A 26,313-nucleotide genomic window follows, 5' to 3' on the forward strand; every position below is an offset into this window, starting at 1 on the left:
CCAATCGGGCCATCCGGGAAATGCGTTTCCGGGAGGTCAGCCTTTTCAGCAAGCGCCCCACTCGATATTTTCGGCCGGCAGCCTATCTTGCGCGGTCGAAAGCCCTATTCTGTCCGCCGATGCCAATTGCCTGACCAATTGCCTGATTTGACTTGGGAGCGAAACCAATGAACAAGCCCGTCTCTTCGCCGCGCGTGCCCGGCCGCGGCCGCGTCTACAATTCGATCACCGAGACGATCGGTGACACGCCGTTGGTGCGGCTCGACAAATTCGCCAAGGAAAAGGGCGTCGTTGCCAACCTTCTGGCCAAGCTCGAATTCTTCAACCCGATCGCCTCGGTCAAGGATCGCATCGGCGTTTCGATGATAGAGGCGCTGGAAGCGTCGGGCCGCATCAGGCCCGGCAAGACGACGCTGATCGAGCCGACCTCCGGCAATACCGGCATTGCGCTCGCCTTCGCCGCCGCCGCCAAGGGCTACAAGCTGATCCTGACCATGCCTGAAACCATGTCGGTGGAGCGCCGCAAGATGCTGGCGCTGCTCGGTGCAGAGTTGGTGCTGACCGAAGGTCCCAAGGGCATGAAGGGTGCCATTGCCAAGGCCGACGAGCTGGCGGCGACCCTGCCCGATGCGGTCATTCCGCAGCAGTTCGAAAACCCCGCCAATCCGGAGATCCACCGCCGCACCACGGCCGAGGAGATCTGGAACGATACCGATGGCGGCGTCGACATTTTTGTTGCCGGCATCGGCACCGGCGGCACCATCACCGGCGTCGGCCAGGTGCTGAAGCAGCGCAAGCCCTCGGTGCATGTCGTCGCCGTCGAGCCTGAGGCATCGCCGGTGCTGTCGGGCGGCCAGCCCGGCCCGCACAAGATCCAGGGCATCGGCGCCGGCTTCGCGCCAAAGATCCTCGACACCACGATCTATGACGAGATCGTCAAGGTTTCAAACGAGGATTCGGTCGCCAACGCCCGCCTCGTCGCCCGCCTCGAAGGTGTGCCGGTCGGCATCTCGTCGGGCGCCGCCCTGCAGGCGGCGATCGTCGTCGGCTCACGGCCGGAGAACAAGGGCAAGAACCTGGTGGTGATCATCCCGTCCTTCGCCGAGCGCTATCTGTCGACCATCCTGTTCGACGGGCTGGGGGCTTAGTCCTTACGTCTTCGCTGGACCGCTGGAAAACCGCTGGTGGCTTCAGCCGCCGGCTTGAGCGGAAGGCGGCTTCCGGGTCAAATCGCCCGGCCTGCTTCGTGCAGGTTGGGGAGGATTTGAATGTACAGACTCTACACACGCCCAGGCAGTGGCGGCTTCGTCGTCGAGGCGGCGTTGGCGCTGGCAAACGTGCAATTCGACCAGATCGATGTGCCGAAGAAAGGCCCGCCGGACCCGGCTTTCCTCGACATCAGCCCGTTGAACCAGGTTCCGGTCCTGACCTTGCCCAACGGTCAGTCGATAACCGAATCGGCGGCGATCTGCATCCTGCTTGCCGAGCGCCACCCGCAGGCGGGTCTGGCGCCGGCCGCCGGATCGCCGGATCGCGCCGATTTCCTGCGCTGGATGGCGTTCATGTCGTCGGTGCTCTACCCAGCCATCCTGCGTCTATACTATGCCCATCGCTACACCACCGATGCCGAGGGCAAGAAAGCCGTCAAGCAGGCAGCCATTGCCGAGATGGACCGCGGCTTCGCCATTGTCGATGCAGCACTTGAGGGGCGAGATTGGCTGGTCGGCGACGCGATGTCGCTGGCCGACATCTATCTCGTCATGCTGGTGGCCTGGCACCCTGATGTCGACAAGGCGCGGGCGGACTGGCCGAACATCGAACGCCTGTGGTCGGCATTGCGCGCGCATCCGCTGATGAAACGGCTCAACACATCGCATGAGATGTGGTCGGGTTGAGCGGCGCTCAATTTCGCAGGATCGCCTGTTTCGCCTGCAAGAAGCGGCGCACGGCCGGGTCGCGCTCGAGGCCGATCGCCCGGTCATAGGCTTCGACCGCTTGCGCTGCATTGCCGAGCCTGGCCAGCAGGCCGGCGCGGACAGCCCAGTAGGGCTGATAGTCGTTAAGCCGCTTGTCGTCGCCAAGCACGTAAAGCGCCGCCAGTCCCGCCGCCGCCCCGTCGACCTCGGCGATCGCCACGGCGCGGTTGATCGTCACCACCGGCGACCCGGCAATCGCCGATAGCGCATCGTAAAAATTTCGGATCGCCGCCCAGTCGGTCTGGCCGGTTCGCCGCCGCGTCGCGTGCACCGACTGCACGGCCGCTTCGAGCTGGTAGCGGCCGATCACGCCCATGGTCGCAGCGTTGCCGAGCAGCGCTTCGGCCTCGTCGATCAGCGCGTGATCCCACAGAAGGCAATCCTGATCGGCAAGCGGAACATAGTCGCCGGCTTCATCGCGCCGCGCCGGGCGGCGCGCCTCGGCGAACAGCATCAGCGCCAGCAGACCGAGCGCTTCCGGCTCGTCGGGCATCAGCGACGCCACCAGCCGCCCGAGCCAGATACCTTCGGTCGCCAGATTGCGGCGTTGCGTTTCAGTGCCGGCCGGGTCGGTCCAGCCTTCGGCGAAAGCCGCGTAGATCGCTTCCAGCACCGTATCCAGCCGCTCGCCGAGTTCGACCCGCTCCGGCACGCGGAACGGAATGCCGATCTCGCGGATACGGCTCTTGGCGCGCACCAGGCGCTGGCTCATCGTCGCCGGCGAGACCAGGAAGGCCGAGGCGATTGTTCCTGCGTCGAAACCCAGAACCGTCTGCAGGATCAGCGGCGCCCGCACGCCGGCTTCGATCGCCGGATGCGCACAGGCAAACATCAGCCTGAGCCGCTCGTCGGGCAGGTCTTCGTCTTGCATGCTTGCCTCCATCTCCTCGGCCATCAGCTTGAGATGATCGCGGCTCGCCTCGCTGGTCAGCCGGCGGCGCACCGCATCGACACGGCGCCGCTTGGCCACGGCCAACAGCCATGCCTCCGGCTTCTCGGGCACGCCGGTTTTCGGCCAGCGCTCAAGGGCTGCGGCAAAAGCATCCGCCAACGCGTCCTCGGCGCCGGCGACATCGCGGGTGCGCGCCGCGAGCCAGGCGACGAGCTTGCCGTAGCTTTGCCGGGCGGCCGCCTCGGCCGCCGCGCGCGCGATCTCCGGTCGACTGTCCATCACTGGAATCATTTCTGCGAGGGGTACTCGGTCATTTCCCAGATCGGCCGCACCTCGATGGTGCCGGCGCTGGCGCCTGGACAGCGCGCTGCCCATGCGATCGCCGCGTCGGCGTCCGCGGCCTCGATCATGTAGAAACCGGCAAGCTGCTCCTTGGTGTCGGCGTAGGGGCCGTCGAGCACATTGGTCTTGCCGTTGGCCGTCCGCACCGCGGTGGCAAGCTGGGTCGGCTTCAGTCGGTCGCCGGCGAGCCACGCTCCGGATTTCTTCAACGCTTCGGTGTAGGCGCCGTAGGCGGTGCTGATCTCGTAGGTCTTGTCGCTCGGCGCGGCCGCCATCGCCGCTTCGTTCGCATAGATCAAAAGCATGTATCGCATGGGTCTTCTCCCGTTTGTTAGGAAGGCCGCGTCGTTGCGTGCCGGACGTATGTCGTGTGGCCATGCCCGATTTCGACAGGCTTCAGAAAAACTTTCATCTTCACAAGGAGATTTCGCAAGGACCAGATCTTTCCTGGCTGGACGATGGCAGCACCGCACTGGCAGCGGTCGCGCGCAGCACTATCCTCTGTCGTGGCGGGCACGTCACGCGAGGCATGGGAGGAGAGAATGGAACTCGTGACCCACAAGAAATTCAAGAACGGCCGGTTGATGCCATGGGCAAAGGGCACAGTCGTCAGTGGAGCGAGAGGAACCGTCTATCTCTGCGGCAACACCGCGACATCGGCCGACTATGATCCAGCCGGCAAGAAAGGCGGCAACATCAAATCGGATCTGGAGGAACTGGGCAGCGGCCTCGACCATCTCATCAGGCTGACCTTCTTCGTCAGAGGTCCCTTTCCCGACGGCGGCGTTCTCAGCTCTCCCAATTTTCGCCTCGACGTGCTGGACGCGTTCTTCGCAGAGCATTGTCCGAAGCACTGCAGCTACAACAATCCGCCGCCTTCGGAAGTGATCGGCGTCGCAGCGCTTGCCCAGGCCGACATCGTCATCGAGATCGTCGCCGTCGCTGCGCTACCGGACTGAGGTCGCGGGGATGGATCAGGCGTTCGGCTCTAGCCAGCCGCGATAGCGCACGATCAGCCCGGTGAGCGGGTGCGAGGTCACTTTTGGGCGACATGCATTAGCCAATCATCCGCGCACGCATCGCGGCGGACGGGATCTCGCAACTGTCCTTGCGGCCGAAGATGGCGTAACGGTTTTTGGCGATGCGTTCGTAGAGCCAGTCGCGCACGGGGCGCGGCAACAGCAGCAGGGCTTTCGCCGCCCGCCACGGCCAGCCGAGTTCGGCCATCACGGCAACAAAACTGTCCAGCCGTATGAAAGGAGCGCCATTGATGAGGACCAGATTGGTCTCATAGCTGTCGGTGCGCAGTCCATGCTTGTGGAACAGCGCCTCGCCGAAGGGCGACTGCGCGGTGGCGAAGCGGAAGCGGTTTTTGCGGTCGAGCCTGACCACCGTGCGTACGAAGCCAGAGCACATCACGCAGACGCCATCGAAAACGATCAACGGCTGGCTGGCATCGAAGGGTTCAGGAGAAGAAGTCACGGGACATCCGGCAGCTTGTGTCAGGCGACACTAATCCTGCCGGCTACGGGATCAAAGCCGCGGCGTTGTCGCACGGCTTCTCGCGGCCAGAGCGGGGCGCTCGGCGCGATAGGTGGTTGCGCGGTGGTCGGCGGCCGGTCTGCAGATTCGGCTGTCGTGACGGCTTTCGAACGTCATGATCAGTGCGCGCCGAGCGAGCTGCCGCGACGGGCGCAGGCCGGGCCCGGTCCGCGCATGTAATAGCGCTCCGGCCGATAGGTCGGCGCGATGAATTCGCGGATGGCGGCGGCATAGCCGGCGATGTGGCCCCAGAATTTCATTTTACTTAGTCCCTGTCCCGATTTTCGGATGTCCCGTCCGATTGCGGGGATCATAGCGTCGAGGCGTGAATAGTCGGTGAACACGATGTTAATCTTCGGTCGAAAACCCGTCGCTTCGTGGCCGGAATGCGGCTGTTTCGGGGTCTTTCAGTGTGGTTCGTCGCCATTTCGGGCATTGTGACTTTTGCATCACATATGTTTCATCTCGATGTCGCTTGGGCGCGGTTCTGTTTCAATTTCGGCGAGCCCTGCGAAATTTCCGTGCGCACGGCCGGAAAGCTCCTCTGGCAGCGCCCGGAACCGGAACGGGCTTTGCCCGTTCTCGGTTGAAACCGCATCGCGCAGGAGTTTTGCCATGGCACCCCGCCCCGCCTGGAAGGGCTATCTGAAACTGTCGCTGGTCACCTGCGCCGTCGAACTGACCAACGTCGTCACCCACACCGAAAAAGTCTCGTTTCGGGTGCTGAACCGCAAGACCGGCAATACGGTCAAGCGCATTTATGTCGATGCCGAAACCGGCAAGCCGCTGGAGGAAGGCAACGAGATCAAGGGCTATGAACTCGACGACGGCGACTTCGTCCACATCGAGGAAGACGAGATCGCCGCAGTGCAGATCGAGTCGTCGCACACCATGGCGCTTGACGGTTTCGTCGACAAAGCCTCGATCCAGCAGATCTATCTCGACACGCCCTATTATGTCGCGCCGGCCGATAAGGTGTCGGAGGAAGCCTTTGCCGTCATCCGCGACGCCATGGCCGGCAAGAAGATGGCCGGGCTGGCGCGCATCGTGCTCTATCAGCGGGAACGTCCCGTCGTTATCGAGCCGCTCGGCAAAGGCATGGTGCTGACCACCTTGCGCTACGACAACACGGTGCGGCAGCCCGAAACCGTCTTCGGCGACATCGAGGCGGTAAAGACCGACCAGGAGATGACGGAGCTCGCCGAACTCATCATCGACAAGAAGAAGGCGAAGTTCGATCCGTCGAAATTCGAGGACAAGTATGAGGACGCGCTGCTCGAACTGATCCGCGCCAAGAAGGCCGGCAAGAAGGCGCCGAGGCCACAGGCCGCGCCCAAGCCGTCCAATGTGGTCAATCTGTTCGACGCGCTGAAGAAGAGCCTGTCGGATGGCGGCGCGGCGAAAGCCTCGGCCAAGAAGGCGAGGCCGGCGGCCAAAATCGGCAAGGCGAAAGCGTCTGCGCCCAAACGCAAATCGGCGTGAGCACCATGGCCAGCCTCGAACAATATCAGTCCAAGCGCGATTTCAAGAAGACCGCCGAGCCTGCCGGCAAGGTTACGCGCGGCAAGCAGCCCGGCGGCATCTTCGTCGTCCAGAAGCATGATGCGACCAGGCTGCATTACGATTTCCGCCTCGAGCATGACGGCGTCTTGTGGAGCTGGGCGGTGACGCGCGGCCCGAGCCTCGATCCGCACGAAAAGCGGCTGGCCGTGCATGTCGAGGACCACCCGATCGACTATGCGTCTTTCGAAGGCACCATTCCCAAGGGCGAATATGGCGGCGGCACGGTCATCGTCTGGGACGAAGGCACATGGACGCCCGAGATCGACCCCGCCAAGGCGATGAAGAAGGGCCACATCTCGTTTGAGCTCAAAGGAAAGAAGCTGAACGGCCTGTGGCATCTCGTCAGGCTGAAACCCCGCGCGGGCGAAAAGCGTGACAACTGGCTGCTGATCAAATCCAACGATGCTGCCGCCCGCCCCGGCGAGGACATTCTCAAGGACGCTCCGAAATCGGTGAAATCCGGCCTGACCATCGAGCAGGTCGCGGAAGGCAAGGCCGCCGACGGCAAGAAGCCGAAAGTCTGGCACTCCAACAAGCCCGCCGCCAGCAAGGCGAAAGCCGGCAAGCGCCTCGATTTCATCGAGCCGCAACTGGCGACGCTGGAACGCGATGCGCCGCCGGGGAAGGATTGGCTGCACGAAGTCAAATTCGACGGCTACCGCATGCAGGCGCAGATCGCCGGCACCGAGGTGCGGCTGCTGACCCGCACCGGCCTCGACTGGACGGAGAAATTTGGCCCCGAGATCGTTGCCGAACTGGCCCAGCTGAAATGCAGCGACGCCATCATCGATGGCGAGATCGTCGTGCTGGCCGACAGCGGCGTGTCTTCCTTCTCGCTGCTCCAGCAGGATCTCTCCGCCAATCGCACCAATCGCTTCACCTACTACGTCTTCGACCTGATGCGGCTCGATGGCAAGGATTTGCGCCGCGAGCCGCTGGTCGAGCGCAAGCAGGCCTTGCAGGAGCTGCTCGGCGAGCCGGCCGAAAATGCCGCCGTCCGCTTCAGCGACCATTTTGCCGAACCCGGCAAGATCATGCTCCAGCACGCCTGTCGCATGGGCCTCGAAGGCATCGTCTCCAAGCCCGCCGACGCACCCTATCGCAGCGGCCGTGGTCCCTCCTGGGTGAAGTCGAAATGCACGGCGCGCCAGGAATTCGTCATCGGCGGCTACCTGCCGTCGGAAAAGACCGGGCGCGGGCTGCGCTCGCTGCTGGTCGGCTATTTCGAAGGCGGCAAGCTCAATTACGCCGGTCGCGTCGGCACTGGTTTCTCGGTCAAGGGCGCCGCCGATCTGAAGAAAAAGCTCGATGCGTTGAAGGCAAAATCGTCGCCCTTCGCCGCGGCCGTGCCGAACGGCAAAGGGCTGGTCTGGGTCAAGCCAGAACTTGTCGGCGAAGTGGAGTTCCGCAGCTGGACCTCGGACCGTATAATACGCCACGCGTCGTTCCAGGGACTGCGCGAGGACAAGCCGGCGGAGGAAGTCGTGCAGGAAAAGCCATGGAAGGCCGACAGCAAGGCAAAGTCCGCGGCAAGCAGCGCCGGCAAGGTTGCCGGGACCAAAGCTGGGGCAATGACCACCGGCGTAAAACTATCCCATCCCGAAAAACTGCTGTGGCCCGACGAAAAAATATCCAAGCAAGCCTTGCTTGAGCACTACGCGCTGGTCTGGCCGCGCATGCAGCAATTCGTCGTCAACCGGCCGCTCAGCCTGGTGCGGGCGCCGGACGGCATTGGCGGCCCGCGCTTCTTCCAGAAACACGCCTCGGCCGGCATGAGCGACAAGATCGCCCGGATGAAAGACCCGACGGACGGCGAGGAGATCCTGTTCATCCGAGATTTCGACGGCCTTGCCGCTCTGGTCCAGTACGGCGTGGTCGAGGTCCACATCTGGGGCTGCACCACCGACGAGCTGGAAAAGCCGGACCAGATCATCTTCGATCTCGATCCCGACGAGGGCGTCGACGTCAAGGCGGTGCGCGAGGCCGCGCTCGACATCCGAGGCAAGCTCGACGATCTGTCGCTGCCCAATTTCGTCAAGCCATCGGGCGGCAAGGGCTACCACGTGCTGGTGCCGCTGAAACCATCGGCGGACTGGGAGGCGGTCAAAACCTTCTCCCATGATTTCGCCAAGGCGCTGGAGCAGGCCGCGCCTGATCGCTACACGGCAACGCTATCGAAAAAGGCGCGCACCGGAAAAATCTTCGTCGACTATCTACGCAACGGCAGGGGTTCGACGACGGTCGCGCCCTACTCCTCACGCGCCAAGAAGGGGGCGACGGTGTCGATCCCGGTGACCTGGGCGGAGGTGGAAGCGGGGCTGGCGCCGAATTCTTTCCCGATCGGCGACAAGACGACATTGAAGGAGTTGGAGAAGGCCGATCCGTGGGCGGATTTTTTCAAGCAGGCGAAGGTGTTGAAGCGGGGGTGAAAAGGCCGACGTAGCGATCCGTCACACCCTTGCGGGGGAGATGGCCGGCAGGCCAGAGGGGGTGCTGTCCCGCCGACGTCTACCTCACCCCAAAAACACCCGCTCAAACGCCTGTTTCCCCGGCGGTGAAAACACCACGGCGCGACTATCCTTCTCCCGCCTTGCCCACTTCTCCGCCAGGATCTTGTCGAGGATCGCCGCACCCAGCGTGCCGGCGAGGTGGGAGCGGCGCACGCTCCAGTCGAGGCAGGCGCGGCAGACCGGCCGACGCGGCTTGGCGCCGACATCGATGCCGATGGCCGAAAAATGCGAGGCCGCTGACGGCCCGAGCCTGATCTCCTGCTCGTCGCGCAAAAGAATGTCGCGCGCCACGAGCCGGTCCAGCATCGCCACCGCCTGCTCGCCGGCGAGGTGGTCGTAGCAGACGCGTGCCACGCGCATGGCGCCGTCGCGCGGACCCGGCCGCACACGCTTGGGGCCAACGGCTTCCGCCACGCCGGTGATCGCTTCGATCATGCCCGCCACCTGCGGCCCGGCGAGGCCGTAATAGCGGTGCCGGCCCTGGCTGGCCAAAGTCAGCAGCCCGCCCTCCATCAGTTTGGACAGATGCGAGGACGCCGTCGGCAGAGACACGCCGGCTTCCAGCGCCAGTTCGCTCGCCGTCAAAGCCGTGCCGCCCATCAGCGCATTCAGCATGTTTGCCCGCGCCGGATCGCCGACCAGGCTGGCGATGCGGGCAATGTCGGGTCCTTCACGCATAGTTAGGTCTCCATCGAAGCATTCTTGCGAGATAATCACTAATGTCGGCTGAGATCAAGGAGAACGCCGATGCCAACCGCTTCCGCCCCACTCGCCAGCCGCCAGACATTCCCGGTCGTCACCTGGCTGCACCGGCGGCTGCTCGCCCGCTGGTATGACCGCCATTTTCAGCGGCTCGACCTCGCCGAGATCGACGACCATATGCTGCGCGATCTTGGTCTGACCCGGGAGGACGTGCGCCGCGAATGCGCGAAATCCTTCTGGCAGGCCTGACCGCCGGCATTTTGCTTAGCAGGCCCGGCGGCACAACGTTTCGACGCCGCTCGAACTATCGACGCAGAAAACCCAAGGAGATCACGATGACCATCACCTGCTTCATCCGCTACGAGATCGACCCGTTCGGCAAGGCGGCGTTCGAGCAATATGCCAAGGCCTGGGGCCAGGCGATCCCGCGCTGCGGCGCCGATTTGATCGGTTACTACGCCCCGCACGAGGGCTCGGCCACCACCGCCTACGCCGCCTACAACATCGACAGCCTGGCGGCCTATGAAGCCTACCGCGCCCGGCTCGCCGCCGATCCCGCCGGCAAGGCCAATTACGAATTCGCCCGCCGCGAAAAGTTCATCTTGAAAGAAGACCGCATCTTCCTGAAGCTGGTGTCCGGACCGCATGGACCGCGGCAGCTGTTCCAGACCGCGGTCAAGGAGGAAGCATGATCGCTGTCATCTTTGAGGTGCAACCGGCACAGGGCAAGCGCGATGCCTATCTCGGCATCGCCGCGGAGCTGCGGCCGCTGCTCGACGGTATCGATGGCTTCATCTCCATCGAGCGGTTTCAGAGCCTGGTCGACCCCAACCGCATCCTGTCGCTGTCCTTCTGGCGCGACGAGGAAGCGGTCAAGGCCTGGCGCAACACCGAGGAGCACCGGCAGGCGCAAAAGGCCGGCCGTGGCGGAATCTTTGCCGGCTACAGGCTAAGGATTGCGCATGTGGTGCGGGACTATGGGCTGACGGAAAGAGACGAAGCGCCGGCGGATAGTCGGGCGGTGAATGGGTGAAGCTGACGATGTGCAGCGGCATTCATAACCGTAGACCATCGCGCCGCCCCTCATTGTCCTGCCGGACATTTCTCCCCGTATAGTGACGGGGAGAAAGACGCTGTTGCCGATGGTTTCGCCAATCGCCAGCGTTGCAGAACAAGCTGCGAAATTCGCGATAGCCCCCTTCTCCCCGTTCACGGGGAGAAGATGCCGGCAGGCAGATGAGGGGCAGCGCCGACCTTTGCCTTACCTAAGCATTCCCGATCAGCACCCCGGCCGCAAACACCAGCGCCCCGCCCAGCACCACCTGGAACGCCGCGCGCAGGAAAGGCGTCTGCATATAGCGGTTCTGGACGAAGGCGATCGTCCACAGTTCGAAGAACACCACCACGGCCGCCACCGCCGTTGCTGTCCAGAAATACGGGATGAGATAAGGCAGCGCGTGGCCGAGGCCACCCAGCGTCGTCATGATGCCGACGGTCAGCCCCCGCTTGATCGGCGAGCCGCGACCCGACAGTTTTCCGTCGTCGGAAGCGACTTCGGTGAAGCCCATCGAAATGCCGGCGCCGATCGAGGCGGCAAGGCCGACCAGCAGCGTCTGCCAGGTGTCATGCGTGGCGAAGGCGGCGGCAAAGATCGGTGCCAGCGTCGACACCGAGCCGTCCATCAGCCCGGCCAGCCCCGGCTGCACATAGGTCAGGATGAACTGGCGCTGCTCGGCGCTGGCCTCCTCGTCCTTCACCTCGCCCGGAACATGCTTCTGCTCCAGCCGATGCGCCGAATTCTCATGGCTTTGCTCCGCCGCCGCGAGGTCGTTGAGCAGTTTTCTGGTCGAAGCGTCGCTGGTGCGCTTGGCCGCTTCGACATAGAAGCGATAGGCCTGCCGCTCCATCTCTTCGGCCTGCCGCCGAACATTTTCGACGCCGAGCGGCCGCACCAGCCAGTCGGGCTTGCGCTCGTAATAGCCCTTTACATGCTCGCGGCGCAGCAGCGGAATGCGCTCGCCGAAACGCTTGCGGTAAAGCTCGATGAGGGAATCGCGATGGCCGTCTTCCTCGAGCGCCATCGCCTCGAACACTTTTGCCGATTGCGGAAAGCTTTCGGCCAGTCCCTCGGCATAGGCGCGGTAGATGCGCCCGTCATCTTCCTCCGACGAAATTGCCAGCGCCAGGATCTCCTGTTCCGACAGCGATTCGAAGGGGCGGCGGCCGAAACCGAAGACACGGGAAAGCATGATAAATTCACCCTAGTTTAGAATGGTTCTAAACTAGGCGCTGGCGCTTCTCCGGTCAATCGCCGGTCAACAAGTGTTGAAGCACCCGGGCTGCGGCGCGCCCTTCATTATCAGCGAATGTTCACCTATATTGACGGCGACACGCAAAGCGAAAGGTATCCTGGAGATGACGGCAAAGCCGCACGACCACTTCGATCCCAAACCCGTCCTCGATCTCATCGCCAGCATCGAGGCCGACCTGCAGCGGCTGAAGGGCCTGGTTGAGCAGCAGGTCGAAAAATTCGACCCCGCAAATCCACACAACAAGGCGCCCGACGGCAAGCTGACCGAGGAGGGCGTCGAATGCTGCTATCGCATGTTCGACGAAGGCAAGTCGCGCTATTCGGTCGCCCAGCAGATGAAGATCTCGTTTGCCGCCGCCACGCACAGGTTCAATGCCTGGCGCAAGGCGGGTGGCGCGAAGCGGCAGAGGGCTTTGTTGGGGTGAGCGGCCGAAGCTGCTGATCTCCCCCCTCGTGGGGGAGATGCCCGGCAGGGCAGAGGGGGGCGCTGTCCTGCCGACGGCTCCCCTGCCTACAGCCCAGCACCGGCACCGTTCAGGATGCGCCTCCAACCCCAGCCGCAATCACAATATGCTGGCAGACATTGTCGATGTCGCGGATGACGTCATCATTCCAGAACCGCAGCACGGTCCAGCCATCTTGCTCGAGTCGCGCTGTCCGCGTTTCATCACCAGCAGCCGCACCGCCAGCCGCATGCTGGGAGCCATCGACCTCGATAACCAGCTTCTTCTCCGGGCAAGCGAAGTCGACAATGTAGCCGGCGATGGGAAATTGTCGTCGGAAGCCAAGCCCCATCAGCCGGTGCGCGCGAAGTTCGTTCCAGAGCTTGAGCTCGGCCGGCGTCAGGACTTTGCGCATCGATCTGGCGTTTCCGCGATGTCGAGGCGGCAATGGTGTGTGCGGCATTGGTGGTTGTGTACGTTGGCGCTCTACGGCGCCCCCCTCTGTCCTGCCGGACATCTCCCCCACTTGGGGGGAGATTAGCAGCTTCGGCCGCTTCGCCCTACGGCACCAGATCAATCTCTTCCGTCTCGCCGCCTTCGCAGGTGTAGCAGCAGTCTTCGCATTTTTCCTTGTTGTTGGGGCCGACGCCCCAATAGGTTTCCTCGTCGCCGTCGACCCAGGCGCCGTAGCAGATGGATTCGCCTTCGTTGCACGAGACCGGGATCTGCTTGGTCTCGCCATCGTCGAGATAAAAGTCCTTGTCATCGCCCGGCCAGACATAGTCTCGGTCCTGGCTGTAGAGCTCGAGGCGCATGGCGTTGGGATGGCTGTTCTTGACGGCAAAGGTGATGTCGGCGGCATAGGCCGATGGCGCAAACAGCGCGGCAAGCGAGAGCGCTGCGACGATGCGGCGCGTGATAGTGAGAGACATGGCATTCCCCGAATGAGAATCGGCCCCCTCGGCCGAGAGAACCAGCATCGCATGACGGCGGCCGACATTGAAGGGCGGTCGCTGACTGATTTTGGGGTGATTGGTGGGCGGAGCTGCTGATCTCCCCCACACGGGGGGAGATTGGCAGCTTCTCGCCCCGGCGGAAGAGACCCGCGCTACTTCGCCGTGACCGTGCCCTTCATCGAGCTGTGGATCGCGCAATGGAAGGGGTGGGCGCCGGCGGCTGATATCTTGACCTTGGCGCTCTTGCCGGTGGCGAGATGGCCGGTGTCGAAGGAACCGTCCGACGCGGTGGCGGTGTGCGTCATCGGGTCGGCATTGGTGAAGGTGATGGTGTCGCCGACGGCGACCGAGATTTTCGACGGATTGAATTTCATGCCCTTGATTTGGACCGCATGATTGGCGGCGTAGGCGGGCATGGCGAACGCAAGCAGTGCAAGAACGAGCATGGTGCGCATGATGGATTTCCTCCTGAGCGCGAGACCCTCATCCTACACTAACGCTGGCGCACGGCCTTTCATGCCACGAAGCCGATCTTTTTATGCGTGTTGTCACAGAACGGCTTGTTGGCCGAGTGGCCGCAGCGGCACAGAAAGGTGCGGGTGGTGCGGTCGATCGTGTGACCGGTGCCGGTGACGATCTCGGCATTGCCCTCGACCTTCAACGGCCCGTTGGTGGTTGGCGTTATGGTCAGCGGGCCGTTGCGCGCCTCGAGCGTCGCCGGCGCGTCCTTCAGCGGCGGCTCGCCGGTGGCTGTGAAGCCGGCCTTGATGTGGCTGTTGTCGCAGAACGGCTTGTTCTGCGAGGCGCCGCAGCGGCAGAGCGTGGCGCGAAACAAGGTCTCGCCGCCCAGTACGATCTCGGCATGAACGGCCAGCGGCCCGTTCTCGCGCAGGCGCACGGTGTTGACCACCGGCGGCTTCTCCTGCGGCCCGCCATCCTTCCTCAGATAGCCGATGGCGCCGGACGGACAGTTCTGAGCCAGCGTCACCACCTGTTCGACATCAGCCGCCTCGGGGTGGATCCATTCGCCGGGCGCATTGGGCACGAAGACATGCGGATTGCCGAGCACGCAATTGCGCGAATGGATGCAGCGCTTGCCGTTGAAGGAAACGTCGATCTTCTCGCCTTCGACCGTGCCTGCCATGGAGCTCTCCTCGTGGTGGGTGACAAGAGGCTAGGGCGGCGGCGGCAAGGGCGTCAAGCTGGCTGGGAGGCGGCCGACATTGAAGGGCGGTCCCTGCCTGAATTTGGGATGATTGGCGAAGATGGCGAAACTGCTGATCTCCCCCCTCGTGGGGGAGATGTCCGGCAGGACAGAGGGGGGCGCGAAGGATCGCCGGCGTCTCACCTAGGTCGATCTGGAAACGGTGAGGTAGGTTTTGCTATCGACGGATAGCTCGGCGGGACAGCGCCCCCCTCTGCCTTGCCAGGCATCTCCCCCACGAGGGGGGAGATCAGCAGCTTCGGCGCCCCGCTACTCCACCAGATCAATCGTCTCCGTCGTCTTCTCCACACAGATGAAGCAGCACGTGTCGCAAGGCTGGTCATTGTCCGGCCCGACCCCTGCCGAGATCGCATCATTGCCGTTCACCCAGGCGCCATAGCAGATGTTTTCGCCCTGAGAGCACGAGATCGGCACCGATTTCTGTGAGTTGGGCTCGATCAGAAACACCTGGTCGCCGCCCGGCCACGACATCTTGCGGTCACGGCTGAACAGCTCCACCGCCACGGCCTGGCCGCGCAGGTTCTTGACGAAGAACGCCATATCGGCGGCATGCGCCGGGGTGGCGAGGAGAAGGGCGGCTAGGGTGAGGCGGAGCATGGCGGTGGGACCCGAATCGGAGATGCGACGGTCGCACGGTCGGGGGACAAGCGCCATCTTCCCCTTCTCCCCTTGTGGGGTGAGCAGCCGGTTCGCGAAGCGAATTCATCGTGCCAGTGGCACGATGAAAGGCCGGCGAACGCCGGGACGCTGCGAAGCAGCGGGGACCCGGCAGGGTGGATCGGCCCGCCCGGCCCTTCGCAGGCTCAGGGCGTTCGAAACTCGAAAAGCCAAGCAATTGGCTTTTCGTCCGCTACGCGGACCGCTTCTCACCCCACAAGGCGGGAAGGAAAAAGTCAGCGCCTCACCACCACATGCGGCGCGAATGTCTTTATGGCCTCGACCATGTCCTGGCCGCGCACATCCAGCGACGACACTTCCATGTGCACGATGTTCTTGCCGAAGGGCAGCATCAGGTTGAGCACGTTGGCGGGCGCATATTTGATTTCGTCGGGTGGCTCCCGCGTGAGCTCGAAATTGAGCATTGCCGCCCCCTTGCCGGAGGTCAGATGCACGCTCTTCACCATCGCCCATGGCACCAGGACATCGCCGGCGCGAGCATCGCGGAAGCCTTGGCTGTCCAGGGTGACCTTGACCGAACTGTCGAAGGCGCCGCGCGCGATGACATAGCCCAGCCCAAGGCAGCCGAGCGCCACCAGCGCGATGACAAGCACACCATCGGCGCCCACCGCCAGTCCGCGCAGCGCGCCGAAACCGAAGATCGCGCCGATCAGCAACGGCCCGATTGCCGGGAAGATCTTTCCCGTGGCGCTGTTGCGGAGTTCGAGCGGCGCGGACATCTTTCGCCAGCCTAGCGCTTCAGCAGTGTCCAGATCCAGCCGGCAAAGGTCAGCACCAGGAACGGATAGCCGGCGGCGGGCAGCGGCGCCGAGGTCGGCAGTAACGGCGCGCCCCACAGCACCATGCCCACCGTGACGACAAACAGCACGGCGGCGATGAAACCGGTGAGCCGCATCCACAGCGCAAACGTGTTCGCCGCGCCGATCAGGACAAGCGCTGCCGCCCACAGCGAAATGCCGCCGACATAGGAGGGCACACTGGCCACCAGCCCCGCCGCATTGCCGGCCAAAAGCAGGCTTTCGCCGGCGAGGAACGTGAGGAACCCGGCCGCGACGAGGTCGTTGCCGAGGCGCTGGTATTTCATGGTGAGCAGCGCTGCGGCCACGACGATCGCCACGCCGTCGATCGTCCAGAGTGTTTCGCGCAGCGGGGCGCTGGCGACGAAGGTCCCGGCCAGGCCGAAGGCGCCGCCGATGGCGAGGCCGATGGAGGCGATGGTGTCCGACGTGGAGCGCATGCAATGTTTCCCCGGGTGGGAGGAGGATACATCCTTCGCCGCAAACGACCACCCGCTACAAGGCGACGAGGAAAGCTTGTTGACGAAGCGCTACAATGCACTCTTGGCCGAGTGGAAAAACCTTTGGGAAGAATTCCGTTGGGATCGATCTCTCCTTCCTCAGTTGGAAAAAGACGTCACCCGACGGACGAGGGTTTTCCGGAGGGCTGATTGTTTACTCGACAAGTGTATCCAGACTCAGACACCTTGCAGAACATAGCTTTGTGAGGTCCGATCATGCTTTGGCGGAACGTTGCCTGCGATGCGCTGCGAAGCGGTAAGCGTCTTGAGCTTCGCTATGATGGTTTCTTTCGAGTGGTCGAGGTCCACACTGTTGGCGTCACCACAGCCGGCAACGACGCGATGAGCGTTTACCAGGTGCGCGGTGGCAGCGAGAGCAATGAACGTACCGGTTGGAAGACCATGCGGCTCGATGAAGCATTCACCGCCGCTGTGATCGATGAGAAAGCCGAAGCGCCTCGTGGCGGCTACAAGCGCGGGGCAAAAATCTTCAGCTTTATATACTGCCAAATCTAGGTCGCCGCAGTGGCAACGGACATCGGATTGGCGATCTGCATTTTTCGCAAAGGACGTCTAAGGCGAAATGGAAGGTCACCACGACTATTGAACCGATGGGGGAGGCGCTCAGGCAATCTGGACTCGATAGTAGAGGATAAAAATCCTAGCACGCTTGACTTTTTGCCGCAAAAGTGCTGATTCGCTTAAGTCGTCTCACGAGCAAAGGATTCGGTGGTGTCTGAGCTTTTAGAACAAACACACGAAATCCTCCGTTACGACCTCAACCCCGAGTTCGTTGAGACTCTCTCGATAGATATCGCTTGGCGCTATGATCGTCTTTATGAAGAGCTTCGCGCGGATAGTGCTCTTCCCCTTGAGCTGAAGCTTGCAGAGTTTGCGGCGCGCCGATCCAGTTGCGCAATCAGAGCAATGGTTTTCGCGTCGCAACAGCACGGTGTGCCTTATAGTTTTCGGTATTTGGAATGTAATGGGCAGGAAAAAATCCTGTTGAAGATGGGTCGAATTGTTGTCATTCAAGAACCATTTCTGGAGCTGTCAGATGCACCTCGGATTGCCGACTACAAACGCGAGTTGGCTGACACACATGGTTTGATTCGTCAGCTTGAACTCAACCTCGGCGATATACCAAATCGTGGTCTGGATTGGTCAGGCGGAATCCTTGCCGTGTTGCTGCACGGAGCGTCCGGTCCTCGCTTCACGAGGAGGGATCGGGCGCTGGGCGGACTGATGCTTGCAGTTCCAGATGGCGACTATGCGACGTGGATAACGCGGTTAGACCTACATCGCATCGCGATGTTTGGTATAGAACGTCCGCCCGCATCGCCAGATGATGGAAAGGAGGCCGACCGTCCACAACTCCAAAAGGACGAAGTGGTAGTCCGCCTCAAGAAACAAAACAAAATCGTCAGAGTTTGATAATGAGTTTTGGTGCCCCCAACTTTCGCGGCGAGCGGCTGAAAGAGGCTAGGCTCGCCCGAGGCATGTTCAAAAATACGCTTGGAGATTTAGTTGGCGTCACCGGCGCAGCAATTTCGCGCTACGAGGACGGCAGCGATAAGCCACAGGCTCATCGAGTCAGCACAATTGCCCAAAAGCTACAGTTCCCTCCTAGCTTTTTTCTGACGCCGGCGTGGAATGAAACGATTGATCTTGTTCATTGGCGATCTCGGACCTCTGAGAGTAAGAGTGCTCGCGAGATGACCGAGCAACGAATCCGTTGGCTATGCGAAATTTACTCGTTCTTGCATACAGAGGTCGATTTCTCTTCATTCTCGTTACCTGATCTGGATATCCCAGAGAACTTCCACCTGATCTCAAATAACACCATCGAGCGTGCCGCTAGCGACCTCCGCTCTCACTGGAAACTACGGGCAGAGCCAATCCCCGATATGACCCTTGCACTGGAGAACGCGGGCATTCCCGTGGCTACTCTAAGAATCCCATCCGACAAGCAGGATGGGTTCTGTTTTACATCGAAGCTTTTGCGAAGAGCTTTTGTCGGAATCAACGTGGAAAATGTAAGTTGCGCTCGCGCGCGGTTTGATGCCGCTCATGAACTGGCCCATCTCGTGCTCCATAAATATGTGACACCTGAGCAGGCCAAGATACCGCAGGCCCATAAAATAATTGAACAACAGGCTCATAGATTTGCTGGAGCAATGCTTTTCCCGCGGGAAGCATTTATTTCAGAAGTCGGAGCTGTTTCTCTTGATTATTTTTGCGCTCTTAAAAGGCGTTGGGGAATGTCCATCAGCGCTATGATAATGCGCGCTTACGATCTCGGTCTTACCGACGACGAAGGAAAGGCGCAGCTGTTCCGATCCATGACTGTTAGAAGATGGCGGGGTGCTCTCCGGGAACCGTACGACTCACCTCGCGATATGCCGCTTGAACGGCCGCGAATGTTGCGGAGAGGGTTCGAAGCGATCCTCGAATCTGGTGGATTTGCCAAATCGACCATTCTGTCTGCCCTGCCGCTACCTTCCCAAGAGTTGGAGCAACTGGCCTCCTTGGACGAAGGAACATTTGATGGCGCAGATCTGAATCAGATGCCTATCGCGCGACTTAGGCCTGCGGCGGAGATGCTCGATTTAGAGAGTGGAAACGTGCTTCAGTTTCGTCGCCGGGTTCGTTGATCAGGGTATCAAGTCATCGCACTGCCGCAACCCCCAGGGTGGGACCCGCTGCCTTCGGCAGCTCCCACCCGGACTTGCGCTCGCGTCGATCCCCCGGGTCGATGCGTTCGGCCCAAGGGCCGAACCGCTTAGTCCCCCATCTTCAGCGCCTGGATAAACGCCTCCTGCGGAATATCCACCTTGCCGAACTGGCGCATCCGCTTCTTGCCCTCTTTCTGCTTGTCCAGCAGCTTGCGCTTGCGTGAGACGTCGCCGCCGTAGCACTTGGCGGTCACGTCCTTGCGCAGCGCCGAGATGGTTTCGCGGGCGATGACCTTGCCGCCGATGGCGGCCTGGATCGGGATCTTGAAGAGGTGGTGCGGGATCAGCTCTTTCAGCTTCTCGCACATCTGGCGGCCGCGCTTTTCCGCCGCCGTGCGGTGGACCAGCATGGACAGCGCGTCGACCGGCTCCTCATTGACCAGGATCGACATTTTCACCAGGTCGCCTTCCTTGTAGTCGGTGAGGTGATAGTCGAAGGAGGCGTAGCCCTTGGAGATCGACTTCAGCCGGTCATAGAAATCGAAGACGACTTCGTTGAGCGGCAGATCGTAGGTCAGCATGGCGCGCTTGCCGACATAGGAGAGGTCGGCCTGGATGCCGCGCCGGTCCTGGCAGAGTTTCAGGATGCCGCCGAGATAGTCGTCGGGGGTGAGGATGGTGGCGCGGATCCACGGCTCCTCGATGGCCGAGATTTTCACCACGTCGGGCATGTCGGCCGGGTTGTGCAGTTCCTTCATCGAGCCGTCGGTGAGCAGCAGCCGGTAGACGACGCTGGGTGCCGTGGCGATCAGGTCGAGGTTGAACTCGCGCTCCAGCCGCTCCTGGATGATTTCCAGATGCAAAAGGCCAAGGAAGCCGCAGCGATAGCCGAAGCCCAGCGCCGCACTGGTTTCCATTTCATAGGAGAAGCTGGCGTCGTTGAGGCGCAGTTTGCCGACGGCGGCGCGCAAATCCTCGAAATCGGCGGCGTCGACCGGAAACAGGCCGCAGAACACCACCGGCTGCGCCGGCTTGAAGCCGGGCAGGGCATGCGCGGTGGCGCGCTTGTCCTCGGTGATGGTGTCGCCGACGCGTGTGTCGGCCACTTCCTTGATCGAGCCGGTGAAGAAGCCGAACTCGCCGGGGCCGAGCTCGTCGACATTGATGCGGGCCGGCGTGAACACGCCGGTGCGCTCGACCAGATATTTGGCGCCGGTGCCCATCATGCGGATGGTCTGGCCCTTTTTCAGCACGCCGTCGATGATGCGCACCAAAACGATGACGCCGAGATAGGCATCGTACCAGCTGTCGACCAGCATGGCCTTCAAGGGCGCCGTCGCGTCGCCCTCGCGCGGCGGCGGCAGCTGGTGGACGATGGCCTCCAGCACGTCGGGAATGCCGAGGCCGGTCTTGGCCGAGATCAGCACGGCGTTGGAGGCGTCGATGCCGATCACCTCCTCGACCTGCTCGCGGATGCGCTCGGGCTCGGCGGCGGGCAGGTCGACCTTGTTCAGCACCACGACGATCTCGTGGTTGTTGTCGATGGCCTGGTAGACATTGGCCAGCGTCTGCGCCTCGACGCCTTGTGAGGCATCGACCACCAGAAGCGAACCCTCGCAGGCGGCGAGCGAGCGCGACACTTCATAGGCGAAGTCGACGTGTCCGGGCGTGTCGATGAGGTTGAGGATATAGTCCTCGCCATTGTTGGCGCGGTATTTCAGCCGCACCGTCTGCGCCTTGATGGTGATGCCGCGTTCGCGCTCGATGTCCATCGAGTCCAGCACCTGCTCCTTCATGTCGCGCAGCTCCAGCCCGCCGGTGGACTGGATCAGCCGGTCGGCAAGCGTGGACTTGCCGTGGTCGATATGGGCGACGATGGAGAAATTGCGGATGTGGTCGAGAGGCGTGCTCATGGCGCGCGCTTTAGCAGGGGCGGGTTGCAGGGGCAAGCGGGGGTGGGTTTGCAGAGCAACGCTGCCGGGAATGAAGCCGCAATGACCAATGTCTGCGCTGCCCCTCATTGTCCTGCCGGACATTTCTCCCCGTATAGTGACGGGGAGAAAGGCCTGACCGCAGCCGCGGTGCTCGTCTTGTTGCAACATTGGCGATTGGCGAAACCGGCGATGACAGCGTCCCTCTCCCCGTCTCTATACGGGGAGAGGATGCCGGCAGGCAGGTGAGGGGCAGCGCCAACGCCCGGAACATGTGTCGTCCTGCACGGCACACATCACAAACCGGTGAGCGCTGTAACGAAGCCTCGGGCGGCGGCGAAGTGAGTGATGACCGGCGCATCCCAGCGCCCCACGGAGCAAGCCCAATGTCCACAAAACTTATCGCCTTGTCCGGCCTCCTCGCAGCATCGCTATTGTCATCTATCGGCGCCGCCTTCGCCCAGCCGCTCACCGTGGTCGAATTGTTCACCAGCCAGGGCTGTTCGTCCTGCCCGCCGGCCAATGCCAATCTGATCAAGGTCAAGGACCAGCCGGGCGTGCTGGCGCTGTCGTTCAACGTTACCTACTGGGACTATCTCGGCTGGAAGGACACGTTCGGCCGTGAGGAATTCACGCAGCGCCAGGTGCGCTATGAGCCGTCGCTCGGCCGCTCCGGCCCGTTCACGCCGCAGGTCGTGGTCAATGGCGGCACCGATGCGGTGGGGGCTGCGCCCGGCGAGATCGAGCAGCTGATTTCCTCGAGCGGCCACGCTAAGGGACCGTCGCTGTCGCTCGATGGCGGCAAGATCAGCATTGGCGCCGGTTCCGCACCGGCTGGCCGGGCCGATGTCTGGCTGGTTCGTTACAACAAGGGCGTCATCGAGGTGCCGGTGGCGCGCGGCGAAAACACCGGCCGCACCCTGCCGCACGCCAATGTCGTGCACTCGCTGGAGAAACTCGGCAACTGGAGCGGGGACGCCACCACCTTGCCTTTGCCTGCTGCTTCCAGCGGCTTGAGCACCGCGGTGCTGGTGCAGACCCCTGGCGGCGGGCCGATCCTGGCAGCAGTCGCCGACTGATTTTTCTTTGTCCACCCAACGCCGCAAGCGCGGCACAACCGGGCTCGCATCCGCGCGCCCTCATCAGAGAGGAAATACCCATGACCAAGACCCTGACGGCACTCGCCTTTGCGCTTTCGATGACGGCGTTCGCCGCCGGCGCCCGCGCCGAAGACGCCATGAAGCCGGCCGATCCCATGGCCACCGAGGCGATGAAGCCGGCAACGGACGCCATGAAGCCCGCCGACCCGATGACGACGAATGCGATGAAACCCGCCACCGACGCCATGAAACCGGCCGATGCCATGAAACCCGCAACGGATGCGATGAAGCCGGCGGACGCGATGGCGCCCGCGCAATAAGGCTTGAACCCGTGGCCCGGCCGTATGGCGGCCGGGCGGCGCACGGCAATTTGAGAAACCAGACGGGACGATCTGTCGTATAGTCGTCGCCACCATCAAGGAGATCAGACATGACCGGCATTGCAAAGACGAGAACGCCGATCTTCAAGAGCGCGCTTGCCGCACTCATCGTCGCCGCGGCGGCAGCCGCCTTCTGGCAGAGCCCGGCGCGCTCGGCCGAGGACGCGGTGGTGATCCCGCCGCCGGCAATGGATGAGAAGGCCGCCAGCGGCAGCGAAAAGGCGATCTTCGCCGGCGGCTGCTTCTGGGGTGTGCAAGGCGTGTTCCAGCACGTCAAGGGCGTGACCAAGGCCGTCTCCGGCTACACCGGCGGCGCCAAGGATGACGCCGTCTACGAAACGGTGGGCTCCGGCCGCACCGGCCATGCCGAATCGGTCGAGATCACCTACGATCCGTCCAAGGTGACCTATGGCCAGCTGCTGCAGGTCTATTTCTCGGTCGCCCACAACCCGACGCAGCTGAACTACCAGGGCCCGGACTCAGGCACCCAGTACCGCTCTACGATCTTTGCCGAAAATGGCGAACAGCAGAAGATCGCCCAGAGCTACATCGCCCAGCTCGACAAGGCCAAGGTGTTTCCCAAGCCCATCGTCACCACGCTGGAAACGGGGAAAACCTTCTATCCGGCCGAGGAATACCACCAGGACTTCCTGACGCTCAACCCGACCTATCCCTACATCGTCTACAACGACCTGCCCAAGGTGGCGAATTTGAAGTCGCTGTTCCCGGCGCTTTATAGCGACAAGCCGGTGCTGGTGCTGGCGGGGAAGAGCTGAGGTTTTCGGCCTTCTCCCCGTCACTATACGGGGAGAAGGTGCCGGCAGGCGGATGAGGGGCGGCGGCGGCATCGAAAGGTTATCGGCGCACCCAACCTGACAGGTTTGCGCTGCCCCTCATTGCCCTGCCGGGCATTTCTCCCCGTATAGTGACGGGGAGAAAGAGGCTGTCATCACCCCCTCAATCATACGTCAAATCCGTCGCCTTCCCGCCGAACACCCGATACGCATAGAACGAATAGAAAATAATCACCGGCAGCACGACGACCGTGCCGGCGAGGATGATGGCGAGGCTTTCCGTCGCTGACGCCGCCTGCCAGATGGTCAGCTTGTCGGGCACCACGAAGGGGTAGAACGACCAGGCCAGCCCGGCAAAGCCGAGCGCAAAGATGGCGGCCAGCGTCAGGAACGGCCGGAGCGCATGACGGTCGTCGGGCTTGGGCAGATGGAAGGTCTGCCGCCACAGCCACAGGAACAGCAGCGCCGACAGGATCGGCAGCGGCGACAGATAGAGCATTTCCGGCCAGACGAACCATTTGGCGAAGATGCGCGGGCTGGCAAAGGGCGTGGCCAGCGACACCGCTGCCATGCCGAGCGCGGTCAGCACAAGGGCCGTGCGCAGCCAGCGCACCGCCTTCTTCTGCAGCTCGCCTTCGGTCTTGTAGATCACCCAGGCGGCGCCCATCGCGGCATAGGCCGCCGACAGGCAAAGCGCCACCAGCGCGCCGAAGGCGATGCCGCCAAGGCCGACATCGAGGCCCAGCACATAGACGCCCAGCATATAGCCCTGCGCCAGCGAGGCGATGATGGAGCCGAGGAAGAAGATGCGATTCCAGCGATGCTTCTTTCCAGACGGCACTTTGGCGCGGAAGTCGAAGGCGACGCCGCGCAGGATGAGGCCGACCAGCAGCACGAAGACCGGAATGTAGAGGGCGGTCAGGATGACGCCATGCGCCATCGGGAAGGCGACCAGAAGAAGGCCGACAGCCAGCACCAGCCAGGTCTCGTTGGCATCCCAGAACGGGCCTATTGCCGCGATCATCGTGTCCTGCTCGGCATCTTCGGCGACCGAGAACAGGATGCCGATGCCGAGATCGAAACCGTCGAGGATGACGTAGATCAGGATGGCGAGGCCCATCAGCCCGGCGAAGATCAGGGGGAGCGCGGTTGGCCAGTCGAAGGTCATTTGCTTCCTCCGCGACAACGATGGACAGAATGCACGGCGCCTAACTCGATATCCTCAGATCGATTACCGAGGTTGGCGCCGCCCCTCATCGCCCTGCCGGGCACTTCTCCCCGTATAGTGACGGGGAGAAGGGGGCTGGCCGCAATGCCGGGTCTCTTCCTGCAATGCCGGCGATTGGCGAAAGCGGCGACGACAGCGCCCCTCTCCCCGTCCCTATACGGGGAGAGGATGCCGGCAGGCAGGTGAGGGGCAGCGCTGACCTTTAATATGTGCATCCTCACTCCCCCGCAGCCGGCTGCGACATCGCCGTCTTCATAACGCCCGGCAGCGGCGAGGTGTCGCCGTCCTTGGCCGCCTTCAGCGCCAGGTGCACGAGCACGCCGAGATAGGCGATCAGCAAAAGCACATAGAGGATGAGATAGACGGCAAGGGTCAGCGCGACATGGCTGCCGGCGACCGGGCCGACCGCATCCGCCGTTTTCAGCACGCCCGTCACCAGCCAGGGCTGGCGGCCGATCTCGGTGGTGTACCAGCCGGCGAGCGTCGCCAGCCAGCCGGACAGCGACATCGGCACCATCAGCATAGCCAGAGGCTTCGGCAGGCTATGGCGGCGCTTGAGGAAGAAGGTCGCCGACCAGGAGACGATGAGCATCAAAATGCCGGTGCCGACCATGATGCGAAAGCCCCAGAACAACGGAAGGACCGGCGGATGGAGACCGGGATAGTCGTTGAGCCCCGGCACGACGCCACTGGTCGAGTGCCGCAGCACAACACTGGCGCCATCGGGAATGGCGACCTCGAACCTGTTTTCCTTCGCTGCCTCATCCGGCCAGGCGAACAGCACCAGCGGCACGTTGGGGCCGGTGTTCCAGTTAGCCTCCATGGCGGCGATCTTCTGCGGCTGGTGCTCCAGCGTGTTCAGCCCATGCTGGTCGCCGGCAAAGATCTGGATCGGGATCAGGATGGCGGCGGTGAAGACGCCGGTGCGCAGCGCCTTCCACATCGATTCCGAACGGTCGCCGCTGAGATAGCGTAGCGCCGACAGGCCGGCGATCAGGAACGAGACGGTGAGCCCCGAGGCGAGCAGCATGTGCACGAGGCGATAAGGCATAGACGGGTTGAAGACGATCGCCCACCAGTCGACGGGATGCGCCTTGCCGTCGATCATTTCGAAGCCGGCCGGCGTCTGCATCCAGGAATTGAGCGCGATGATCCAGAAGGCGGAGAGCGTGGTTCCGCCGGCGACGAGCACGGTGGCCAGCGTATGGACGCGGTTCGACACGCGGCGGAAGCCGAACAGCATGATGCCGAGGAAGGCCGCTTCGAGGAAGAAGGCGGTGAGGATCTCGTAGGCGAGCAGCGGCCCGGCAATGTTGCCGACCTTTTCCATATAGCCCGGCCAGTTGGTGCCGAACTGGAAGCTCATGGTGACGCCCGACACCACGCCCATGGCGAAGGATAGCGCGAACACCTTCACCCAGGTGAAATAGGCGCGCATCCAGGCGGAATCGTTGCTGGCGTTGTAGCGGAGCTTGAAGAACAGCAGCACCCAGCCAAGTGCGATGGTGATCGTCGGAAACAGGATGTGGAACGAAATGTTCGCCCCGAACTGCATTCGCGACAGGATGAGCGGGTCCATGGCGGGCTCCGGCTGCTGTTTCTTGCCGCAGGATAGGCGCTGTACACGGTCCGGTCAAAGCGGCGTGGCGCCACGCGGGGCGCGTTGTCGCAGCAGATCAGGCCAAACCGTCAGTGCCCTGGCTACCTCCTGGCGAAACGGCAATAAGGGAACATTTGTCCACAATTGTCAGCAGCGGCATTGACTTCC

At 62.7% G+C, this 26,313-nt stretch carries 32 protein-coding genes; 15 read left to right on the forward strand and 17 right to left on the reverse strand.

Going from position 1 to position 26,313, the window contains the following annotated elements; translation table 11 throughout:
* Positions 1–167: 167 nt before the first annotated feature.
* The gene (cysK, locus tag AC1D1N_RS04175; RefSeq protein ID WP_112559107.1) at positions 168–1,148 is read left to right on the forward strand and encodes a cysteine synthase A; all 981 of its coding nucleotides are present in this window, start codon (positions 168–170) and stop codon (positions 1,146–1,148) included.
* Positions 1,149–1,268: 120 nt separating this feature from the next.
* Positions 1,269–1,895, forward strand: a complete 627-nt coding sequence (locus AC1D1N_RS04180) for a glutathione S-transferase family protein (protein ID WP_477346786.1) — start codon at positions 1,269–1,271, stop codon at positions 1,893–1,895.
* A 7-nt stretch (positions 1,896–1,902) separates the two neighbouring features.
* Here the strand turns inward: AC1D1N_RS04180 and AC1D1N_RS04185 are convergent, their stop codons facing one another.
* Together AC1D1N_RS04185 and AC1D1N_RS04190 are read right to left on the reverse strand one after the other, a co-directional pair.
* Entirely contained in the window at positions 1,903–3,147 is a 1,245-nt protein-coding gene (locus AC1D1N_RS04185; protein WP_477346788.1) for an RNA polymerase sigma factor, read from the reverse strand.
* An 8-nt stretch (positions 3,148–3,155) separates the two neighbouring features.
* Entirely contained in the window at positions 3,156–3,524 is a 369-nt protein-coding gene (locus tag AC1D1N_RS04190; protein ID WP_142867448.1) for a YciI family protein, read from the reverse strand.
* A gap of 228 nt (positions 3,525–3,752) precedes the next feature.
* Between AC1D1N_RS04190 and AC1D1N_RS04195 the strand changes: the two genes are divergently transcribed.
* A complete protein-coding gene (locus AC1D1N_RS04195; protein ID WP_477346790.1) occupies positions 3,753–4,169 on the forward strand; it encodes a RidA family protein in 417 nt (138 codons plus the stop codon).
* 97 nt (positions 4,170–4,266) lie between these two features.
* Here the strand turns inward: AC1D1N_RS04195 and AC1D1N_RS04200 are convergent, their stop codons facing one another.
* The 3 genes from AC1D1N_RS04200 to AC1D1N_RS04210 all read right to left on the reverse strand — a co-directional run bounded on the left by AC1D1N_RS04200 (position 4,267) and on the right by AC1D1N_RS04210 (position 5,369).
* The gene (locus AC1D1N_RS04200; protein ID WP_477346791.1) at positions 4,267–4,692 is read right to left on the reverse strand and encodes a thiol-disulfide oxidoreductase DCC family protein; all 426 of its coding nucleotides are present in this window, start codon (positions 4,690–4,692) and stop codon (positions 4,267–4,269) included.
* A 179-nt stretch (positions 4,693–4,871) separates the two neighbouring features.
* Positions 4,872–5,012, reverse strand: a complete 141-nt coding sequence (locus tag AC1D1N_RS04205; RefSeq protein WP_023672040.1) for a hypothetical protein — start codon at positions 5,010–5,012, stop codon at positions 4,872–4,874.
* A gap of 189 nt (positions 5,013–5,201) precedes the next feature.
* Complete coding sequence (locus AC1D1N_RS04210) at positions 5,202–5,369, reverse strand: hypothetical protein (protein ID WP_477346792.1); 168 nt, start codon at positions 5,367–5,369, stop codon at positions 5,202–5,204.
* Between AC1D1N_RS04210 and ku the strand changes: the two genes are divergently transcribed.
* Both ku and ligD read left to right on the forward strand, forming a co-directional pair.
* Positions 5,368–6,234 carry a non-homologous end joining protein Ku gene (gene ku / locus AC1D1N_RS04215; protein ID WP_436262229.1) on the forward strand — a complete coding sequence of 289 codons (867 nt, stop codon included), beginning with the start codon at positions 5,368–5,370 and terminating at the stop codon, positions 6,232–6,234. The two genes, AC1D1N_RS04210 and ku, sit on opposite strands and share 2 nt — an antisense overlap.
* A 5-nt stretch (positions 6,235–6,239) precedes the next feature.
* A complete protein-coding gene (ligD, locus tag AC1D1N_RS04220) occupies positions 6,240–8,744 on the forward strand; it encodes a DNA ligase D (RefSeq protein ID WP_477346795.1) in 2,505 nt (834 codons plus the stop codon).
* Positions 8,745–8,828: 84 nt separating this feature from the next.
* Here the strand turns inward: ligD and AC1D1N_RS04225 are convergent, their stop codons facing one another.
* Positions 8,829–9,503 carry an ArsR/SmtB family transcription factor gene (locus AC1D1N_RS04225; RefSeq protein WP_477346797.1) on the reverse strand — a complete coding sequence of 225 codons (675 nt, stop codon included), beginning with the start codon at positions 9,501–9,503 and terminating at the stop codon, positions 8,829–8,831.
* 69 nt (positions 9,504–9,572) lie between these two features.
* Here AC1D1N_RS04225 and AC1D1N_RS04230 point away from each other — a divergent pair, with 69 nt between their 5' ends.
* The 3 genes from AC1D1N_RS04230 to AC1D1N_RS04240 all read left to right on the forward strand — a co-directional run bounded on the left by AC1D1N_RS04230 (position 9,573) and on the right by AC1D1N_RS04240 (position 10,560).
* Positions 9,573–9,776, forward strand: a complete 204-nt coding sequence (locus AC1D1N_RS04230) for a DUF1127 domain-containing protein (protein ID WP_477346799.1) — start codon at positions 9,573–9,575, stop codon at positions 9,774–9,776.
* 86 nt (positions 9,777–9,862) lie between these two features.
* On the forward strand, positions 9,863–10,219 hold the full coding sequence (locus tag AC1D1N_RS04235) for an NIPSNAP family protein (protein WP_455860291.1): 357 nt from the start codon (positions 9,863–9,865) through the stop codon (positions 10,217–10,219).
* Complete coding sequence (locus AC1D1N_RS04240) at positions 10,216–10,560, forward strand: antibiotic biosynthesis monooxygenase family protein (protein ID WP_477346801.1); 345 nt, start codon at positions 10,216–10,218, stop codon at positions 10,558–10,560. Before AC1D1N_RS04235 ends, AC1D1N_RS04240 begins: the two co-directional genes overlap by 4 nt.
* 232 nt (positions 10,561–10,792) lie before the next feature.
* Here AC1D1N_RS04240 and mbfA read toward each other — a convergent pair whose 3' ends face one another.
* Positions 10,793–11,776 (reverse strand): iron exporter MbfA, encoded by a 984-nt coding sequence (mbfA, locus tag AC1D1N_RS04245; protein ID WP_477346803.1) that lies wholly within the window; start codon positions 11,774–11,776, stop codon positions 10,793–10,795.
* Positions 11,777–11,942: 166 nt separating this feature from the next.
* Between mbfA and AC1D1N_RS04250 the strand changes: the two genes are divergently transcribed.
* Positions 11,943–12,263, forward strand: a complete 321-nt coding sequence (locus AC1D1N_RS04250; RefSeq protein ID WP_112559095.1) for a hypothetical protein — start codon at positions 11,943–11,945, stop codon at positions 12,261–12,263.
* Between the two features lie 109 nt (positions 12,264–12,372).
* Here AC1D1N_RS04250 and AC1D1N_RS04255 read toward each other — a convergent pair whose 3' ends face one another.
* The 7 genes from AC1D1N_RS04255 to AC1D1N_RS04285 all read right to left on the reverse strand — a co-directional run bounded on the left by AC1D1N_RS04255 (position 12,373) and on the right by AC1D1N_RS04285 (position 16,377).
* Positions 12,373–12,744: an endonuclease domain-containing protein gene (locus AC1D1N_RS04255; RefSeq protein WP_477347374.1), complete on the reverse strand. Its 372-nt coding sequence runs from the start codon at positions 12,742–12,744 to the stop codon at positions 12,373–12,375.
* 97 nt (positions 12,745–12,841) lie between these two features.
* Positions 12,842–13,213, reverse strand: a complete 372-nt coding sequence (locus AC1D1N_RS04260) for a hypothetical protein (RefSeq protein WP_352583018.1) — start codon at positions 13,211–13,213, stop codon at positions 12,842–12,844.
* Positions 13,214–13,389: 176 nt separating this feature from the next.
* Positions 13,390–13,692 (reverse strand): cupredoxin domain-containing protein, encoded by a 303-nt coding sequence (locus AC1D1N_RS04265; protein WP_436262234.1) that lies wholly within the window; start codon positions 13,690–13,692, stop codon positions 13,390–13,392.
* A gap of 59 nt (positions 13,693–13,751) precedes the next feature.
* Complete coding sequence (locus AC1D1N_RS04270) at positions 13,752–14,381, reverse strand: CDGSH iron-sulfur domain-containing protein (RefSeq protein ID WP_477346806.1); 630 nt, start codon at positions 14,379–14,381, stop codon at positions 13,752–13,754.
* 330 nt (positions 14,382–14,711) lie between these two features.
* Positions 14,712–15,059, reverse strand: a complete 348-nt coding sequence (locus tag AC1D1N_RS04275) for a hypothetical protein (protein ID WP_477346808.1) — start codon at positions 15,057–15,059, stop codon at positions 14,712–14,714.
* A gap of 296 nt (positions 15,060–15,355) precedes the next feature.
* Positions 15,356–15,859 carry a hypothetical protein gene (locus tag AC1D1N_RS04280; RefSeq protein ID WP_477346810.1) on the reverse strand — a complete coding sequence of 168 codons (504 nt, stop codon included), beginning with the start codon at positions 15,857–15,859 and terminating at the stop codon, positions 15,356–15,358.
* An 11-nt stretch (positions 15,860–15,870) separates the two neighbouring features.
* Complete coding sequence (locus AC1D1N_RS04285) at positions 15,871–16,377, reverse strand: hypothetical protein (RefSeq protein ID WP_477346811.1); 507 nt, start codon at positions 16,375–16,377, stop codon at positions 15,871–15,873.
* Positions 16,378–16,653: 276 nt separating this feature from the next.
* Between AC1D1N_RS04285 and AC1D1N_RS04290 the strand changes: the two genes are divergently transcribed.
* The 3 genes from AC1D1N_RS04290 (at position 16,654) to AC1D1N_RS04300 (ending at position 19,091) form a co-directional block, all read left to right on the forward strand.
* Positions 16,654–16,953 carry a hypothetical protein gene (locus tag AC1D1N_RS04290; protein ID WP_477346813.1) on the forward strand — a complete coding sequence of 100 codons (300 nt, stop codon included), beginning with the start codon at positions 16,654–16,656 and terminating at the stop codon, positions 16,951–16,953.
* Between the two features lie 216 nt (positions 16,954–17,169).
* A complete protein-coding gene (locus AC1D1N_RS04295) occupies positions 17,170–17,871 on the forward strand; it encodes a hypothetical protein (RefSeq protein WP_477346815.1) in 702 nt (233 codons plus the stop codon).
* Positions 17,872–17,873: 2 nt separating this feature from the next.
* The gene (locus AC1D1N_RS04300) at positions 17,874–19,091 is read left to right on the forward strand and encodes an XRE family transcriptional regulator (RefSeq protein ID WP_477346817.1); all 1,218 of its coding nucleotides are present in this window, start codon (positions 17,874–17,876) and stop codon (positions 19,089–19,091) included.
* Positions 19,092–19,219: 128 nt separating this feature from the next.
* Here the strand turns inward: AC1D1N_RS04300 and lepA are convergent, their stop codons facing one another.
* Positions 19,220–21,025, reverse strand: a complete 1,806-nt coding sequence (lepA, locus tag AC1D1N_RS04305; protein WP_477346819.1) for a translation elongation factor 4 — start codon at positions 21,023–21,025, stop codon at positions 19,220–19,222.
* A 404-nt stretch (positions 21,026–21,429) separates the two neighbouring features.
* Here lepA and AC1D1N_RS04310 point away from each other — a divergent pair, with 404 nt between their 5' ends.
* The 3 genes from AC1D1N_RS04310 to msrA all read left to right on the forward strand — a co-directional run bounded on the left by AC1D1N_RS04310 (position 21,430) and on the right by msrA (position 23,299).
* Positions 21,430–22,122: a DUF1223 domain-containing protein gene (locus AC1D1N_RS04310; RefSeq protein ID WP_477346821.1), complete on the forward strand. Its 693-nt coding sequence runs from the start codon at positions 21,430–21,432 to the stop codon at positions 22,120–22,122.
* An 80-nt stretch (positions 22,123–22,202) separates the two neighbouring features.
* Positions 22,203–22,463: a hypothetical protein gene (locus tag AC1D1N_RS04315; protein WP_477346823.1), complete on the forward strand. Its 261-nt coding sequence runs from the start codon at positions 22,203–22,205 to the stop codon at positions 22,461–22,463.
* A 110-nt stretch (positions 22,464–22,573) separates the two neighbouring features.
* A complete protein-coding gene (gene msrA / locus AC1D1N_RS04320) occupies positions 22,574–23,299 on the forward strand; it encodes a peptide-methionine (S)-S-oxide reductase MsrA (RefSeq protein WP_477346825.1) in 726 nt (241 codons plus the stop codon).
* Between the two features lie 181 nt (positions 23,300–23,480).
* Here the strand turns inward: msrA and AC1D1N_RS04325 are convergent, their stop codons facing one another.
* On the reverse strand, positions 23,481–24,485 hold the full coding sequence (locus tag AC1D1N_RS04325; protein WP_477346827.1) for a cytochrome d ubiquinol oxidase subunit II: 1,005 nt from the start codon (positions 24,483–24,485) through the stop codon (positions 23,481–23,483).
* A gap of 277 nt (positions 24,486–24,762) precedes the next feature.
* A complete protein-coding gene (locus AC1D1N_RS04330; protein WP_477346829.1) occupies positions 24,763–26,124 on the reverse strand; it encodes a cytochrome ubiquinol oxidase subunit I in 1,362 nt (453 codons plus the stop codon).
* Between the last annotated feature and the right edge of the window lie 189 nt (positions 26,125–26,313).

Source organism: Mesorhizobium sp. P2_B5 (genome assembly GCF_056404775.1).

Coding starts and splice junctions, on each gene's coding strand:
- cysK (WP_112559107.1), top strand. CDS start 168: ATGAACAAGCCCGTCTCTTCGCCGCGCGTGCCCGGCCGCGGCCGCGTC.
- AC1D1N_RS04180 (WP_477346786.1), top strand. CDS start 1,269: ATGTACAGACTCTACACACGCCCAGGCAGTGGCGGCTTCGTCGTCGAG.
- AC1D1N_RS04185 (WP_477346788.1), bottom strand. CDS start 3,147: ATGGACAGTCGACCGGAGATCGCGCGCGCGGCGGCCGAGGCGGCCGCC.
- AC1D1N_RS04190 (WP_142867448.1), bottom strand. CDS start 3,524: ATGCGATACATGCTTTTGATCTATGCGAACGAAGCGGCGATGGCGGCC.
- AC1D1N_RS04195 (WP_477346790.1), top strand. CDS start 3,753: ATGGAACTCGTGACCCACAAGAAATTCAAGAACGGCCGGTTGATGCCA.
- AC1D1N_RS04205 (WP_023672040.1), bottom strand. CDS start 5,012: ATGAAATTCTGGGGCCACATCGCCGGCTATGCCGCCGCCATCCGCGAA.
- ku (WP_436262229.1), top strand. CDS start 5,368: ATGGCACCCCGCCCCGCCTGGAAGGGCTATCTGAAACTGTCGCTGGTC.
- AC1D1N_RS04210 (WP_477346792.1), bottom strand. CDS start 5,369: ATGGCAAAACTCCTGCGCGATGCGGTTTCAACCGAGAACGGGCAAAGC.
- ligD (WP_477346795.1), top strand. CDS start 6,240: ATGGCCAGCCTCGAACAATATCAGTCCAAGCGCGATTTCAAGAAGACC.
- AC1D1N_RS04225 (WP_477346797.1), bottom strand. CDS start 9,503: ATGCGTGAAGGACCCGACATTGCCCGCATCGCCAGCCTGGTCGGCGAT.
- AC1D1N_RS04230 (WP_477346799.1), top strand. CDS start 9,573: ATGCCAACCGCTTCCGCCCCACTCGCCAGCCGCCAGACATTCCCGGTC.
- AC1D1N_RS04235 (WP_455860291.1), top strand. CDS start 9,863: ATGACCATCACCTGCTTCATCCGCTACGAGATCGACCCGTTCGGCAAG.
- AC1D1N_RS04240 (WP_477346801.1), top strand. CDS start 10,216: ATGATCGCTGTCATCTTTGAGGTGCAACCGGCACAGGGCAAGCGCGAT.
- mbfA (WP_477346803.1), bottom strand. CDS start 11,776: ATGCTTTCCCGTGTCTTCGGTTTCGGCCGCCGCCCCTTCGAATCGCTG.
- AC1D1N_RS04250 (WP_112559095.1), top strand. CDS start 11,943: ATGACGGCAAAGCCGCACGACCACTTCGATCCCAAACCCGTCCTCGAT.
- AC1D1N_RS04255 (WP_477347374.1), bottom strand. CDS start 12,744: ATGCCGCACACACCATTGCCGCCTCGACATCGCGGAAACGCCAGATCG.
- AC1D1N_RS04260 (WP_352583018.1), bottom strand. CDS start 13,213: ATGTCTCTCACTATCACGCGCCGCATCGTCGCAGCGCTCTCGCTTGCC.
- AC1D1N_RS04265 (WP_436262234.1), bottom strand. CDS start 13,692: ATGCGCACCATGCTCGTTCTTGCACTGCTTGCGTTCGCCATGCCCGCC.
- AC1D1N_RS04270 (WP_477346806.1), bottom strand. CDS start 14,381: ATGGCAGGCACGGTCGAAGGCGAGAAGATCGACGTTTCCTTCAACGGC.
- AC1D1N_RS04275 (WP_477346808.1), bottom strand. CDS start 15,059: ATGCTCCGCCTCACCCTAGCCGCCCTTCTCCTCGCCACCCCGGCGCAT.
- AC1D1N_RS04280 (WP_477346810.1), bottom strand. CDS start 15,859: ATGTCCGCGCCGCTCGAACTCCGCAACAGCGCCACGGGAAAGATCTTC.
- AC1D1N_RS04285 (WP_477346811.1), bottom strand. CDS start 16,377: ATGCGCTCCACGTCGGACACCATCGCCTCCATCGGCCTCGCCATCGGC.
- AC1D1N_RS04290 (WP_477346813.1), top strand. CDS start 16,654: ATGCTTTGGCGGAACGTTGCCTGCGATGCGCTGCGAAGCGGTAAGCGT.
- AC1D1N_RS04300 (WP_477346817.1), top strand. CDS start 17,874: ATGAGTTTTGGTGCCCCCAACTTTCGCGGCGAGCGGCTGAAAGAGGCT.
- lepA (WP_477346819.1), bottom strand. CDS start 21,025: ATGAGCACGCCTCTCGACCACATCCGCAATTTCTCCATCGTCGCCCAT.
- AC1D1N_RS04310 (WP_477346821.1), top strand. CDS start 21,430: ATGTCCACAAAACTTATCGCCTTGTCCGGCCTCCTCGCAGCATCGCTA.
- AC1D1N_RS04315 (WP_477346823.1), top strand. CDS start 22,203: ATGACCAAGACCCTGACGGCACTCGCCTTTGCGCTTTCGATGACGGCG.
- msrA (WP_477346825.1), top strand. CDS start 22,574: ATGACCGGCATTGCAAAGACGAGAACGCCGATCTTCAAGAGCGCGCTT.
- AC1D1N_RS04325 (WP_477346827.1), bottom strand. CDS start 24,485: ATGACCTTCGACTGGCCAACCGCGCTCCCCCTGATCTTCGCCGGGCTG.
- AC1D1N_RS04330 (WP_477346829.1), bottom strand. CDS start 26,124: ATGGACCCGCTCATCCTGTCGCGAATGCAGTTCGGGGCGAACATTTCG.